Source organism: Micromonospora sp. WMMD714 (genome assembly GCF_029581315.1).
Taxonomy (GTDB): Bacteria; Actinomycetota; Actinomycetes; order Mycobacteriales; family Micromonosporaceae; genus Micromonospora; species Micromonospora rifamycinica.
Map to the genome: position 1 here is coordinate 4,811,373 of NZ_CP120744.1, position 14,713 is coordinate 4,826,085.

Annotated in this window: 12 protein-coding genes; 10 read left to right on the forward strand and 2 right to left on the reverse strand. The window is 67.7% G+C overall.

Features of this window, described 5'->3' with window-relative positions:
• Positions 1 to 7: 7 nt before the first annotated feature.
• Complete coding sequence (locus O7625_RS20490; RefSeq protein ID WP_282340694.1) at positions 8 to 325, reverse strand: hypothetical protein; 318 nt, start codon at positions 323 to 325, stop codon at positions 8 to 10.
• Positions 319 to 633, reverse strand: a complete 315-nt coding sequence (locus tag O7625_RS20495; RefSeq protein WP_282340696.1) for a DivIVA domain-containing protein — start codon at positions 631 to 633, stop codon at positions 319 to 321. The genes O7625_RS20490 and O7625_RS20495 overlap by 7 nt, the downstream gene beginning before the upstream one ends.
• Before the next feature lie 304 nt (positions 634 to 937).
• Between O7625_RS20495 and O7625_RS20500 the strand changes: the two genes are divergently transcribed.
• The 10 genes from O7625_RS20500 to O7625_RS20545 all read left to right on the forward strand — a co-directional run bounded on the left by O7625_RS20500 (position 938) and on the right by O7625_RS20545 (position 14,710).
• The gene (locus O7625_RS20500) at positions 938 to 1,177 is read left to right on the forward strand and encodes a winged helix-turn-helix domain-containing protein (RefSeq protein ID WP_282340698.1); all 240 of its coding nucleotides are present in this window, start codon (positions 938 to 940) and stop codon (positions 1,175 to 1,177) included.
• Positions 1,178 to 1,614: 437 nt separating this feature from the next.
• The gene (locus tag O7625_RS20505; protein WP_282340700.1) at positions 1,615 to 2,469 is read left to right on the forward strand and encodes a hypothetical protein; all 855 of its coding nucleotides are present in this window, start codon (positions 1,615 to 1,617) and stop codon (positions 2,467 to 2,469) included.
• Between the two features lie 84 nt (positions 2,470 to 2,553).
• Complete coding sequence (gene pglX / locus O7625_RS20510; RefSeq protein ID WP_282340702.1) at positions 2,554 to 6,120, forward strand: BREX-2 system adenine-specific DNA-methyltransferase PglX; 3,567 nt, start codon at positions 2,554 to 2,556, stop codon at positions 6,118 to 6,120.
• Positions 6,121 to 6,543: 423 nt separating this feature from the next.
• The gene (locus O7625_RS20515) at positions 6,544 to 9,126 is read left to right on the forward strand and encodes a hypothetical protein (RefSeq protein WP_282340703.1); all 2,583 of its coding nucleotides are present in this window, start codon (positions 6,544 to 6,546) and stop codon (positions 9,124 to 9,126) included.
• 135 nt (positions 9,127 to 9,261) lie between these two features.
• On the forward strand, positions 9,262 to 9,885 hold the full coding sequence (locus O7625_RS20520) for a DUF6642 family protein (protein ID WP_282340705.1): 624 nt from the start codon (positions 9,262 to 9,264) through the stop codon (positions 9,883 to 9,885).
• 280 nt (positions 9,886 to 10,165) lie between these two features.
• Positions 10,166 to 12,292, forward strand: coding sequence for an EAL domain-containing protein (locus O7625_RS20525; RefSeq protein WP_348773960.1), 2,127 nt, complete (start codon positions 10,166 to 10,168; stop codon positions 12,290 to 12,292).
• Positions 12,289 to 12,612 carry a hypothetical protein gene (locus O7625_RS20530; protein ID WP_282340709.1) on the forward strand — a complete coding sequence of 108 codons (324 nt, stop codon included), beginning with the start codon at positions 12,289 to 12,291 and terminating at the stop codon, positions 12,610 to 12,612. Before O7625_RS20525 ends, O7625_RS20530 begins: the two co-directional genes overlap by 4 nt.
• 27 nt (positions 12,613 to 12,639) lie before the next feature.
• Positions 12,640 to 13,641 carry a hypothetical protein gene (locus tag O7625_RS20535; RefSeq protein WP_282340711.1) on the forward strand — a complete coding sequence of 334 codons (1,002 nt, stop codon included), beginning with the start codon at positions 12,640 to 12,642 and terminating at the stop codon, positions 13,639 to 13,641.
• Positions 13,642 to 13,670: 29 nt separating this feature from the next.
• Positions 13,671 to 14,075, forward strand: coding sequence for a hypothetical protein (locus O7625_RS20540; protein ID WP_282340712.1), 405 nt, complete (start codon positions 13,671 to 13,673; stop codon positions 14,073 to 14,075).
• A complete protein-coding gene (locus O7625_RS20545; protein WP_282340713.1) occupies positions 14,072 to 14,710 on the forward strand; it encodes a hypothetical protein in 639 nt (212 codons plus the stop codon). Before O7625_RS20540 ends, O7625_RS20545 begins: the two co-directional genes overlap by 4 nt.
• Positions 14,711 to 14,713: the final 3 nt, after the last annotated feature.

The following is a 14,713-nucleotide window of genomic DNA, read 5'->3' on the forward strand; positions in this document are numbered from 1 at the left end:
GCAACCCTCAACCCCGCGTGCTGCCGGTGCGTCGGGGCTGGCTGGCCGCTGCGGGGCGGGCAGTCGCTTGTCGCTTCCTGACCTGGGCGGGTGGTGTGGTGGGTGCGGGGCGTAGGCCGGCGAGTTGGACGAAGACCTCCCGTTTGGCGGTGGCCTCGCCGCGCCGGTCGAGCACGTAACCGGTCAGCCAGACCCACCCGTCGTAGGTGGGCCGGTCGCACACCGACACCACCCGCAGCCGCAGGGCACGCTCCCCGGCGAACTGCACCGAGGCAGCCCGGTCGACGATCAGCAGGTCACCGGGGCGGGGTCGTTCGTTCACCATCGCCCGCCGTTGCGCGGTGGATACTGCCTCGTCTGTCGGGGCTGCGTGGCCTGTCGGGTCTGGGTGGCCGGTCGGGTCTGCCAGTCGTGCAGGGCGCGTCTGAGCCTGTCGTTCTCCTGGGCGAGGACGCGGATCTCCTGGTAGAGCGCGGCAAGCTCGTCGGCGAGCCGGGACTGGAACCGGCGCACCTCGTCGGGGTCGACGCCGTGTCGTCGGGGCGGGAACTCGTGGGTGCGTACCTCGTGGGGGGTCAGCAGGGCGGGGTGGCCGGTCCCGTAGGGCTGGCCACCGCGATACACCTGGGCCACGGGGGTCCTTTCCGGTGCTGGGAGGGGGGATGGTCCTTCCGGTGGTGCTGGGAGGCGGGTCGTCCGCAGCCGGCGGCGGACGACCCGCCGGCTCGGCGGTCGCAGCCCACTTCGGCGGTACGACAGCAGAGCAGCAGGACGGGGTCGGGGCGGGCACACACCCGCCCCGACCGGGGGAAACCGTTCTCGTTGCCACGCGAGGAGCGGTTCGGTGTCCAACATATCTAGACATGCTGGATGAGTCAACGCTGCTTGTTAGGTGCGTCGCGGTGTGATCGAATCGGGTTGCCACGCGAGGAGTGCCATGCGAGAAGTGCCGGATTACTGGCGCATCGCCGATGATGTGATCGCCGACGTCAGAGCCGAGAGGCTGAAGGCGGGGGACAAGCTGCCCTCGATCGCCGAGCTGCGCCAGAAATACGAGGTCAGCCACGGCACTGTGCAGATGTCCTATGCCCGACTGGAAGCACTGCGGATCATCCGGCGGCAGCAGGGCAAGGGCGTCTTCGTCAACGACCCGAAGCTCTGGATGCGCGAACCCTGACCCCGTTGCCCTGCTCTGCTTCGCCCTGCCCTGCCGCGCCCCTGCTCCGCCCCGCTTGCTCCGATCTCCCCGGTGATCAAGAGGTTTGCGTCAAGTTTGATCTCCCCGATGACGTAAACCTCTTGATCACCGGGCGCACGCTTGTTCGCTCGCCTTGCCTCTGGGGGACCTCCTCCGCGCAGCCCGGAACTCTGTTGCGAGGCATCAAGATCAGATTGCATTTTCGAGTACTTTCCCCGGCGTGTCGTCTGCATTTCGGTAATTTGATCAAGGGGTGGGTCGGATTGAGCTGGGTCGGGCTGGGCTGGGCGGGTCGGATTGAGCTGGGCTGGGTTGGTCTGGGTTGAGTTGGGTGGGTGGGGGCGAGCCTCTTTGAGGGGCGGGCGGGGTGGGAAAAGTGGGGGGAGCCGTGGGGGGTCTGGGGGCGTCCAAGGGGTATGACTAGTTTTCGAGGCATGTGGGTGGCGGTCGTACCGCTGCTTCTGCTCACGGCTGCCTGCGCAGGGCAGGGTGAGCCGACTGGTGCGGCCGAGGATGCCGCGCCTACCTTTGCTGCTGACGTGCCGGTGCTCCGGATCGACTACACGGGTGGCTTCGTGCGGCCCGAGACGAACCTGACCCGGCTGCCGGCCGTCAGCGTCTACGGCGACGGCCGGGTGATCACCGAAGGCCCGACCGTCCTGAGTTATCCCGGACCGGCGCTGCCCAACATCCAGGTCCGCACGATCAGCGCGGCCGAGGTGGCGAAGCTGGTCGAGCAGGCCCGCGCCGCCGGGGTGGGCAGCTCCGTCGACGTGGGCACCCCGTCGATCACCGATGTGGCCACCACCCGGTTCACCATCCGGGGGTCGGTCGGCACCGAGCGGTTGGAGGTCTACGCGCTGGGCGAGGCGACCGGCCCCGAGTCGGGGCTGACCGCCGCCCAGCAGGCTGCCCGGGAGAAGTTGCGGGCGTTCGCCGACAAGCTGACCGACCCGGGGAACGCGGCGACGCAGCCGTACCAGCCGACTGCCATCGCGGCGGTGGCCGGGCCGTGGGTCGCCACGCCGGAGACCGCGAAGCAGCCCAGGGTGGAGTGGCCCGGCCCGGCGCTGCCCGGCACCAGCCTCGGCGAGGGACTCCAACTGGGCTGCGTGACGGTCACCGGTGCTGCCGTGCAGCAGGTGATCGCCGCCGCCGACAAGGCCAACGCGGCGACGCCGTGGACCTCCGGCGGGAAGCGCTGGGCGATCACCTTTCGCCCGCTGCTGCCCGACGAGACCGACTGCGCCAGCCTCACCGCTGGCCGTTGAGACACCGGGCGGTCGGCCCGTTCGCGGGCCGACCGCACCGGAGGGTCATTCCGTTCGTGGGGACGGGGTCACTAGAGTTTTTACGTGATCGACCGGAAACTGCTCTTGTCCGACTTGCAGAAGCAGGTCAAGAACCTGGAAAAAGACCTGCGCGAGCAGGCCGAATCGGTCGAGGAGGTGCGGCTGCGCCTGCGTGGCGAATACGACCACGCCTTCAAGGTCGGGCGCACCGCCGCCACCTGGGCGGCCTGGCGGGACGAACGGGTCACCCAGGTCGCCGTGGCCTGGGTGCTCGGCACCGTCTTCGTCCGCTTCTGCGAGGACAACGGGCTGCTGCCCGACCCCTACCTCGCCGGCCCGGGGGACCGCCTGGTCTTCGCCGAGGAGGCCGAGGCACAGTTCTTCCGCGACCAGCCCAACGAGACGCTGCGCGGCTGGCTGCGTCAGGGCTTCGACGCCATTGCCAGCACCCAGGCCGGCAGGTCGCTGTTCGACGAGCGGCACAACCCGCTCTATCAGATCCCGCTCTCGCACGATGCTGCCAAGGACCTGATCGGCTTCTGGCGTCGGCGCACCGAGCAGGGCGAGCTGGTGCACAAGTTTCGCGACGAGCTGTGGGACACCCGTTTCCTCGGTGACCTCTACCAGGATCTGTCCGAGGCGGCCCGCAAGACCTATGCGCTGCTCCAGACGCCGGAATTCGTCGAGGAGTTCATCCTCGACCTGACGCTCACCCCGGCGATCGACGAGTTCGGCCACGACGTGGTCAAGATGATCGACCCGACCTGCGGCTCCGGCCATTTCGTCCTCGGAGCCTTCCACCGGTTGTTGAAAGAGTGGGAGCAGCACGCCCCCAACCGGGATCTCCACGAGCGGGTCCGCCTCGCCCTCGACGCGGTGCACGGCGTCGACATCAACCCCTTCGCGGTAGCCATCGCCCGCTTCCGCCTATTGGTCGCCGCCCTCCGCGCCAGCGACATCAAAACCCTCGCCGACTCCGCCGGCTACACCCTCCCCCTCCACCTCGCCATCGGCGACTCCCTGATCAAGGCTCGACAACTGCTGCTCTTCGACGACTTGAACGAGCTGGCGGATCTTCAATACAGCACTGAAGATGTGCAGGGCCATTCCGGAATTCTTGAAGAGGGCCGGTACCATGTCGTCGTCGGCAACCCGCCTTACATTACAGTCAAGGACAGGGCTCTCAACGAGCTTTATCGGGAGATTTACAGCGCCTGTGCTGGCACCTACGCACTCTCGGTTCCGTTCGCGCAGCGGTTCTTTCAACTTGCCAGGCCGGATGGCGAGGGCGGCAGCGGGGCTGGCTACGTCGGTCAGATCACAGCCAACTCCTTTGCCAAGCGAGAGTTCGGAAAGAAGCTCGTCCAGGATTTCTTTGCCCATGAAATCGATCTGACACACGTGCTTGACACGTCTGGTTCTTATATTCCGGGCCATGGAACGCCAACAGTTATTCTGGTGGGTCGCCAGCGTAAGCGGAAGCGATCGGCCACAGTGCGGGCTGTCATGGGGATCCGAGGCGAGCCAAGCGCCCCGGATAATCCGAGACTGGGCCATGTATGGCGAGCGATCGTTGATCAGGTAGATCGCCCCGGCTCGGAGAGCGATTGGGTCAGCGTCGCTGACCTGGACCGCTCCCGTCTTGAACGTCACCCGTGGAGTCTCGGCGGCGGCGGAGCCGCAGCCTTGACGGAGGCTATTCAGGCCGCTACCGGCAAGGTGCTGACCCGAGAGATTGAAGCGCCGGTCGGGCGAGCGATCCGGGCAGGAGCGGACGAGGCCTTCATGCGTCCGCTCCATCGTCAGTTGCGAACGATGGTCACAATATCCGCGCTGAGACCGCTGATGGTTGGTGAAGCCCTACGTGACTGGGTGGCCCAGCCGGAAGACGCTATCTGGTACCCCTACGAGCCATCGCTGGGAAACGATGGCCTTGCCGACGAACTGTGGCCATGGCGGCATCTCCTTGAGGAACGCCGCACGTTCCAAGGAACCATGGCCGACGCGGGACTGCGTTGGTGGGAGTACATGCAGCACACCGCCTCCGCCTACCGGACGCCGTTTTCGATTTCGTTTGCTGAGGTGGCGACGCACAGCCATTTTGTGCTGGATCGGGGTGGAAGGGTGTTCAAGCAGACTGCGCCGGTGATCAAGCTGGCAAAGGGGGCGTCGGAGGACGAGCATCTGCGGCTGCTCGGGGTGCTCAACAGCTCGACCGCCTGCTTCTGGCTCAAGCAGGTTAGCCACGACAAAGGAATCCGGGGTGAAGGTGGCGGGTTTACCAGCAATGACTGGGAGAGGTTCTACCAATTCAACGGGTCGAACGTCGGACGGTTTCCGCTGCCTGCGGCGTACCCCCTGGAGTTGAGCCGGGAGATCGACGGGCTGGCGCAGCGGCTCGGGGCGGTGAGTCCGGCGGCGGTCGCGGGGTCCGGGGTGCCGACCCGGGAGCGGCTCTATGCCGCCGAGCGGGAGTGGCACTCGACCCGGGCGCGGATGATCGCGTTGCAGGAGGAGTTGGACTGGCAGGTCTACTCGCTCTACGGGCTGCTGGACGACGAGTTGACCGCGCCCGCCCACACGGTGCCGGAGTTGAAGCTGGGGGAGCGGGCCTTCGAGATCGTGCTCGCCCGCCGGGTGGCCGCCGGTGAGGCGGAGACGCAGTGGTTCGCCCGGCACTCCTCGACGCCGATCACCGAGCTGCCCGCCCACTGGTCGGACGACTACCGGGCGGTGGTGCGGCGGCGGATCGAGGTTATCGAGGCCAACCGCAACATCGGGCTGATCGAGCGGCCGGAGTGCAAGCGGCGCTGGGCCACCGACGGCTGGGACGCCATGCAGGCCAAGGCGTTGCGGGACTGGCTGCTTGACCGGTGCGAGGCGCGGGAGCTGTGGTACCACCACGTCGACGGGGTGGAGCAGCCGCGCCCGCTGACCACCGCGCAGCTCGCCGACGAGCTGCGCCGCGACGCCGACGTGCTCACCGTCGCCGGCCTCTACGCCCCCGGTCAGGATCTCGGCACGGTGATCGCCGGCCTGGTCGCCGACGAGCACGTGCCGCACCTGGCGGCGCTGCGCTACAAGGACTCCGGCCTCGGCAAGCGCGCCGACTGGGAGCAGGTGTGGGAGCTGCAACGGGCCGAGGACGCGCTGCCCGACGAGGCGGCCCGGCGGGAGTTCCGCAAGGGCATCCCGGTGCCGCCGAAGTACACCTCGGCCGACTTCCGCAAGGCCAGCTACTGGAAGCACCGGGGCAAGCTCGACGTACCGAAGGAACGGTTCGTCTCCTACCCCGGTGCCGGCCGCGACGGTGACCCGTCGCTGCTAATCGGCTGGGCCGGCTGGGACCACCGGGAGCAGGCCCAGGCCCTGGCCACCCTGATCGTCGCCCGCGAGCAGGAGGACGGCTGGTCGGCCGACCGGCTGCTCCCGCTGGTCGCCGGCCTGCGCGAGATCCTCCCCTGGGTACGCCAGTGGCACGGCGAGTTCGACCCGGAGTGGGCTGCCTCCCCGGCGGACATCTACGCCAGCTTCCTCACCGAGACCACCAACCGGCTGCACCTTACCGACGAGGCGCTCACGTCGTGGCGACCCCCGACCGCCACCCGTGGCCGCAAGGCGAAGGTGTAACCGCAGCACACGGGACCTGTCCTCGATGCGAGGTCGGCCAGCCTGCCGGCCGGGATGAAGGGAACGGCGATGGCGAACAACATCCCGGCCGGCTGGCGTATCCGCATGATGCATCCTGTTCGAGGGCGGCTACAGCGGTATCAGCTTGAATCCGATGTCTCGTTCAGCTGTGGACGATGTCGCCGTGAGACCACCACACGGTCGGTGGCGACGATCGACTGGGACTGGGCCGCTCCCGTTTGTGAGAGCTGTCATGCTGAGCTGTCCACCGCTCCGGTCGCAGAGCCGACCGGGCCATTCGTCCTGGAGCCTTGGCGACCGTCGGTGCCCGAACCACGACAACCAGCCGTTCGTGAGAGTGTGGCGGCTACCAAGGCACCAACGAAGCGAACCGAACGGCGCGACCCTCCTGAACCTCGTCGCTTGTCCCTCAGGCGTCTGGCTGAAATCCTCCGGCGGCGGGCCGACGGCGCGGTCCTTAGCCTCGACGAGCGGCGGGCAATCGAAGCCCTCGGTGACACTGCGGCCCTTCCGGCAGCTCTGCGTTATGCGGAGCTACTTGCTGAAGGCAAAGCCCTGGAAGGTTCCGCGAGAACATCCGTTTCGGCGAGCGTCCGTAGGCTGACCCAGCAGCGCATCGACGCCGTGCGACGTTGGGAGAAACGCCATTCGCGGCACCTCGCCGAAGCCCGCGAGACAGGCGCGATCCAGGCTTGGTTGAGCATCCTGGTGGTGCGGGAGATCGCCGGTGAGAGTTTCGATCGCGCGCTCACCGCCGTCCTGAGCCAACGAGGGTTGCGTGCCGATGCGCTCAGCCTGCCTATCGTCAATCTCTGGGAGTGGCTTGACAGCGCGGGGGGCGAACAGGGCCGCGCCATCACGCCCCTGCCCCGCCAGGTACGCCACCTGATCGACATGAACGACGCGGCGTTCCTGCGGATCGTCATCGCCGATGCGAAGCAGTCACAGCCGAACGTGGACCTCGAACACCCCGCTGTCGTGGAACGCTGGGCGGCCGCCGCCGTCAAGGTGGAGACGCAGCTTCGTGCCGCTCGTGACCAGGCGGCGAATGCCCGGCGGGGCCGGTTGCCGAAGGGACAGCACGGCAGCGCGGTTCAAAGGCTGCGCGTCGCCGTCGACGCGCACGCGATGATCTCGGCGCGGAGCCTCATGGCAGACCTTCTCCTGAAGGATCTCCGACTACAGATCGTGCGGACGTACTGGCAGGAACCGTTCCAGCGTTACCGGCTCGCCCGGCAGAAGGAGGCGGCAGAGGCGATCTGCCGGGCCGAGCCCATGCTGGCGACGGAGGTCAGCCGCGCTGTTGCCGAACACCGCGTGACCTGCCGGCACCATTCGGCGCGTAACCCCTGCTTGGGATGCGGCCCGGAGGTGGCGGCCTTAGTGCGCGAACGCATGTCGTCATCCCGGTCGACGGGTGTTCGAGCCCGGTTGGCACCCGCTGTGGCGGCGAATGTTCCCAGCGAGGAAGCCCAGGCAGAACAACGCTCTCCCTGTTCCGTGAGCCCCGACTCCTTCACCTGTGCCCCGACGGGAGGAGGGCTGGTCGGGGTCACCGAGGTGCGGTACGACGACACGACGGGCCGCTTCGGCTTCGCCTGGTTGACGGCCTACGGAGAGTGGGGGACGGGGGACGGGCAGGCAGTCAACGTGCATGACGCCTGGCTCCAGGCCGTGTGCAGCTCGGTGCTGGAACTGGGCGGTGGGATGGCGCGCACCCAGGTCATCTGCCGCGACGCACGAGCAGCCTCCGTCGTGAACCATGTCCTCAAGGTCAGGTTGATCGCCGAGGAACTGGGATTCCCCGTCATTGAACGCACGCGCGAACTCCTGGCGCACCTGATGCGTTGTCGCGGTAGGGCTTCCGCTGCCGCGAACGACTGCCCGGAGCGCCACCGGGGCGTCGCGGGTGCAGCGCAGCTTGCTGATCTGGCACTCACCGCCCACCAGGCAGGTGGACCGGAGGTGCTTGCCGCGGCGGCGGAGCAGATCTCCGAAGCGATCCGTGGCCTGGCGCAGGCAACCGATATGCCGTCCCGGGAGAACGATGGTGGAGCCCGCTGGTTGACCGGTGGAGAGTCCGATGCGGGAGACGTCGGCTGGCAGTCCCCGGTGCGAAGAGCCCAGGTCTCGGGTGGTTGGACCGCGCTTCCCGTCGGTCTGCGGGCGGAGCCCTCGGCTATGCGACGCCTTCGACTGGTCATCAACCACCCCGTTCGGCAATCCCCGACGAAAACAACGGAGAGTGAGGTGTTGCTTCGTCACATCGGTGACAGGTGGGAGCTGCACGGTGTGGTGTGGCCCAAGAAGCTCCTTCCGGGCACGCTGATCACCTTCCGGTGGCGTGTGTACCAGCACCTGATCACGGCCAGCACCGAATTACTGCCGCACCCGCATCGGGTCGACGACGTGACCTATCAGCACCGGTACGACATCGGGGCGGTCACCCGCGACGGCGCTCCTGGTGTAGGTGAAGATGGCGAAGGGCTCGACCTGTCGGACAGCGCCTGGGTGATGCGTACACTGCGTACCCTCGGCCACCTGAGTGCCGACGGCAGCGCGATCCTCGCGGAGGAAGCGCTTGTCAGTAACTGTCTGGAACTCGGCATGCCCAGGAGCCGTGTCGACCGGGTCCATCCTGCCGTCGAGCGGATGCTCACGAAGCGGCAGTTGGGGCGGGTCGCCGGCAGCGTTGATGCGAACGGTCAGCCCAGTCATCCGCCACGGCCCGGCGAGACCAGAGCGAAACTCCTCCGCTATGTTCCTCGGGTGGAACGCCTCGTGCCGCCGCCACAGGAGAGTCCGAAACACGTCGGGGGCGGCGAGCAGGTCGTGGGCGGCTTCGTGCGACGTCTTCCGGCAGGTCGGCAGGCGTCCGACGAGCAGATTGAACTGCATCAGGAAGCGGTACGCGCCAAGCGCGTGGTCAACCGGCCGCTCCCTGATGGATACACGTTCGTTCGCCCGCATCGCCGCAATCGCTGAACGAGAAACGTCGGGCGGTGCGGCACCGCTCGCGCGTCCGTCATGTAACTTTCCACAATGGACCAGTTGGCCGATCCCGGGATCTGAGCCGGACGGCTAGCCTCGGCTGTTCCCGGCGCTGGAGGAGACCTCGACGTGGCCAAGCCCAAGGGTGTTTTCTGCGTGGAGGGTGAATGGCACGCCGACCTTGCCGAACGCGGGTCGGTGCTGCCGACGCTGGAGCTCCTCGAACGGCTCGGAAGACTCCGCTTCATCCACCGGGACACGGCCACGGTCGAGGAGCTGCGGTACTTCCTCGACCGCTGGCTGTCGTCGCAACGCTACGCCTCCTACGAGGTCGGCTTCTTCGCGCTGCACGGCTCACCGACCACATTGCATCTTTCCGGCAGGCAATCCGTCGAACTCGACGAGATGGCCGGCTGGATGGCCGGCCGGTGCACCGGTAAGCGGCTGTATTTCGGTAGCTGCTCGACACTGCAGGCTCCGGAGGAGGCGCTCCGGGCCTTCCTCCGGGAGACCGGGGCGGCAATGGTCTGCGGCTTTACGAAGAACGTCGACTGGGTCGAGTCGGCGGCCTTCGAGACGGTCCTTGTCGAACGACTCGTCAACGGCGGCAGCACCTACAGCGCCGAGGCGCTGTTCAGATCCGCCCGCTGGGCACCGATGGCCCAGCACCTCGGCTTCCGCGCGGTCTACCGGCATGGCGCGTCGCCGCGTGGGGCCGACCCGGCGATGGTCACGCCGCGCCAGTCGGTATGAGAAGCGCGGCTGTGACGACGTGTCGGGTGGAGCGAGTCGGACTCCGTGTGCGGCAGCACCGATGTGGACGGCCCGTGACCTGCAATTCTGCGACAGATGACAGATATCTGACCGTTCGCTCGGACGAGGCCTGTCGATGTCAGCCGATAGGGTCGCCTTCTGTGTTGAGACGGCTTCACGCCGTGACCGCACGACGGATCACTTCCGGGGGTGTGCCGTGGCACCGAGCAAACGACGGGCCGTCCTGATCGGAGTCAACCACTGCGGGAACGATGTGCAGATGCCGGCTCTCAAGTACGCCGAGAGCGATGTGCAGGCGCTCCGTCGCGTGCTCCTCGACGAGGACAACGGCACCTTTCAGGATGGTGACGTCGCACTGTTCACCGGAGTGAAGGCCACCTCGAAGAGCATCAAGGCCCACCTGCGCGACATCGCTGTCGAGTCCGGGCCGTCGGACGTCCTGCTTGTCTACTTCGCTGGGCACGCGTTGGTGCCGGAGTGGAACGACCAACTCGACGCGTACCTGGTCACCGCCGATCTCGACCCGGCGGCCCTGCGCCAGGAACCGGAGAGCGGGCTACGGATGTCGTTTCTCAAGCGGGATGTCTTCGAGGCGTTCGCGGGCACCTCGTTCCTCGTGCTCGACTGCTGCCAGGCGGGGATCTACGCCGACGCCGACCGGCGGCACGCCGCCGCGATGCAGACCTACCGCACCCACGTCGACCGGCACAGCGCCCTGCTCGCCTGCCCGCGGGGGGCGGTGGCCCGGGAGAGCGAGGAGTACGGGCACGGTGTGCTGACCCACCACGTGCTGCGGGCGCTGCGGGGCGCGGCGGCGGACGAGTTGAAGCGGGTGTCGTTCGCGGATATGGCGGCGTTCGTCGCCGACCAGGGAATGGAGCCGCCGCCGTCGCAGTGGGTGACGACGTGGGGGCCGACCACCGTGCTGACCCAGCCACCGGTCTCCCGGCACGAGCGGCTGGCGCTGAACGCTCCGGCCAACCCCGCTAGGTTCCGCCCCTGCAAGAACCCGCTCGACGACCAGAGCAACTCGATCATGCAGTTGCTGGGCCGGATGTTCCGGGCCGAGAACCGGCCGTCGCACCACAGCCAGCAGGGCGACCAGACCGAGCGGGTGGAACTCCTGCGGTACGCCCTGGACGCCGAGTCGGTGGCGGTGGTGCAGTTCGTTGGCACCGACTGCAAGACGGTGAGCGCGACTCCCCGGTTCGACCGGGAACTGCTCCAGCCGATGCTGGATCTCGCCGCCGTCGAGGCCGCGCGGTACCGCACCGCCATGCCCGGCCACATCATCTCGCACGGGCCACGGCGACGGATGCTCTGTGTCCCCGTGTCCCACCCCGACGAGCGGGTCGTGGCCCTCGTCGTGGTCGATCCCGCCCTGGCGCAGCTGGACATGGGGGAACCCCTGGCGGTGATGCTGCGCGCGGTCTGGGAATCCGACCTCTTCGGCGACCCGGTAGAGGCGGAGATGATCGTCCTGACGGCGCTGCGAACCGCCTACGGACGCCTGCCCACCACGCTCTACGACTATGCGTTCAGCCTCTACCGGCAGCTGGTCTCGTCGATGACCATGGTGTTCCAGCCGGTGGTCGAGTTGGGTCTGCGTGCCGCCGGGGTGAGCATCCACAGTTTCGAGGCCCTGGCCCGCCGTAACGAACGGGAGAGCCGCGCGCCACTGCCGGCGCTGCGGATGGCGCACGACTGGGGTGACCGTTTCATCGTCGAACGCGACGCCCTGCTGGCGGCCAAGGCGATCCACTCCTATGCCGAGGCCGATGCCGTGGCGCCGTGGCAGGGGACGAAACCCCTGTCGGTCAACGTGGCGGTGCGCTCATTGCTCAGTGACGCCTACCTGCAGCAGGTGACCAGAGCGCTGGCCGAGGCGAGGCTGTCGCCGCGCACCCTCACCCTGGAGATCTCCGAGCAGGACGAGATCATTCCGGGTCCTGGAGAGCTGTGGTCCCAGAAGCCACTTGTGTACTTTCACCAGCGGCTCACCGCGCTCACCCGTGACCTGCATATCAACTTCGCGGTCGACGACTTCGGGGTGGGTCACGCGTCACTGGCCCGGATGGCGGAGCTGCGGCTCACCCAGATCAAGGTGGATCGGGAGATCCTGCACCACCCCCTCGCCGTGGACGAGTTGACCTTGGTGGTACAGGTTGCCCGGTACGCCAGCAACCAGGGGCACGCGTCGTCGCCGAGGACCGTCATCGTCGAGGGTTACGACGACAAGGCGCCGGTGAGTCTCCGGCAGATCTACCAACTCGGCATCCACCACGTGCAGGGCTTCTTCTCCGGTGCGCCGGCCTCGGGAAGCCTGCACCCACTCGACGCGGTCGTCCAGGAACGGATCGCGGCGCTCGCGGGAGGTGAGCAATGACCAGTGTGAAACTCCTGTTGCCGGCGGACGTGTTCGACGAGGTCGACCTGCCCTACGAGGGGGCCCGGGATGTCTCCGCCCTCACGCTGGCGATCGAGGGGACCGCGGTGCTGGCCAACCTGGCCACCCTGGCCGGGCTCCAGCCGCAGTTGGGTGCGCTGGTCAACGCGATCCGCAACTGGCGGCTGCGCGACGACCGGCCGACTGTGGTGCTGACCGTCAAGGGACCGGGTGTCGATCTCCGATTGGACCTGCCGCGCAATGTCAGCACTGCGGTCCTGCTGAAGCACCTGGAACCGCTGTTCGAGGATGAGACGTGAGATGACCGTCCGGTACGGACCAACGATATGACCGACCACTCGGCCGACGAGCTGCCGATGCTCGTCAGATCTCACTCGATCGTCAACGTCGGCGGTGACGATTTCGCCTTCACCGACCTGACGCGTACCGCACTGGGTGGGGTGCAGAATCGGCAGTTCCGGTTGTTCACCCCGGTCAAGCGGGACCGGATGCGGCTGCCCACCTCGCTGCCCGAGTTCGCCGAGCTGCGGCACGTCGCCAACCTGTCGGACAGCCCGGTCACCGTCGCGGCTGAGCTGGGCGGCCACTGGAGCGAACACAATCTGGCGGCGATCACCCACGTCGCCGCCTGCAACTTTCGCTGCGCGTACTGCTATGTCGATTTCCGGCACCTCGCCGGCCGGGACAGCTTCGTCACCACCGCGGAGCGGGTTGTCGAGGAGTTCGTCCGGCTTCGGCACACCGTGACCGACACCGGTCGCCGACTGAGCCTGCTCCGGCTCAGCGGTGGCGAGCCGTTGCTGGCCCCGGCTCTCGTCCTCGGTGTCCACCGCGAGATGCGGCGGCGTGGTCTGCTCGACGACGCGATACTCAAGGTCGAGTCCAATCTGTCCGCCCTGCCGTACGCGTGGCGGGAGAGTGCGCTGACACTGGACGCGGACGAGGGGGCCGCGCTGCGCCGGGTAAAAGTGCACAGCACGCTGCACAGTCCGCCGGGCAGCGCCGTCTGGCCGATGATCCGTCGTGGTCTCGAAGGCGCCATCGAGCTGGGCTTCGATGTCTTCCCGGCGGTGGGTGCCAACGACTGGACGACTGAGCAGTTGGAATCCCTCTTCGGTGAGCTGTCCGCGATCGATCCCGCGCTGCCGAGGCGGCTGGCGGTGCGTCCGTTCCAGCTCGACTATCCGGTCCTCGCCGACCGACGTGGTCTGCCCCGTGCCGGCGGAAGCGAGTCGCCTTCGCTGCGGTGGGAGCAGATTCTGCTCCGACACCTCGGCGTGCGATATCTGGATTTACCCCGACATTTGGTACACCTAAATAGTGCTTAAGCCTCATAACGGACATAATGGAGAACCGCATGATCAGCTCGGTGACGGTGTGTAGCAGCTCGAAGTTCTACGATCGGGCGCAGCACGCTGCAGACGCCCTGCGGGCGCTGGGGCTCACCGTCCACACCCCGCGATTCGACTACAACGAGGAACACGTGGTGGTCGGGGAGCCGGACAAGATCCGCCTGACCCACGAGTTCCTGGCCAAGGTCGCCCGGTCCGACGCCGTGTATGTGATCGCCAGCGGCGGATACGCCGGGGTCAGCGTCTGCATCGAGGTGGGCTACGCGTACGCGCTGGACAAGGTGGTGCTCTGTTCGGAGGAACCGACCGAGTTCGCCGTCCGGGCACTGGTCGACGCCGTCGTGCCGGTCGCGGAGATCAGTGAGAAGGTGCAGCTGATCGGCCGGGCACAGCGGGACGCGGCTTCGTGATCATCGCAGCCCCGGCCCCGTCGAGTCGGCTACACGCGCCGGTGGCCGCCCTGGTGGAGGAGCTGTTCCCGGAACTGGCCCACGAGTATCCCCGGACATTGTGGCACCGGTCCACCGACCACGCCCTCATCCGCTGCCGTGGCTTCGACGTGCCGCAACTGGTCGCCTCCGGCGCAGCCGACCTCGGCATCGCCGGGTACGACGTGTGTGTCGAGTGGTCGCTCGCGCACGGCCAGCCGTTGTTCATGTGGGCGCTGCCGCCCGTCCGTACCTCCTTCGTCACCTTCTGCACGGTGGTCGGGCGCGCGGTGAGCACCGTCTGGACCGAGTATCCGGCGATCACCCGCGCCTGGACGGTGAACAGCCCGACGCTGCGCACCGCCCGGGTGGTGCCGCTGCACGGCTCCACCGAGGGGGTGATCAGGGCGGACCCCACCGGGGGCGGGGTGCTCCTGGTCACCTCCGGGGAGACCCTGCGGGCGAACGGCCTCGACCACGACGTACCCCTGCTGGCGACCGACGTCTGCGTTGTCGCGCGCACCCCGCACCCTGCCGCGCTCGGCCCCCTCGCCGTGTCCTCGCTGCCCGAGCTGGGCATGCCGAGCTTCTGTGCCGTCCCGGCGGCGACGGCGTGACCC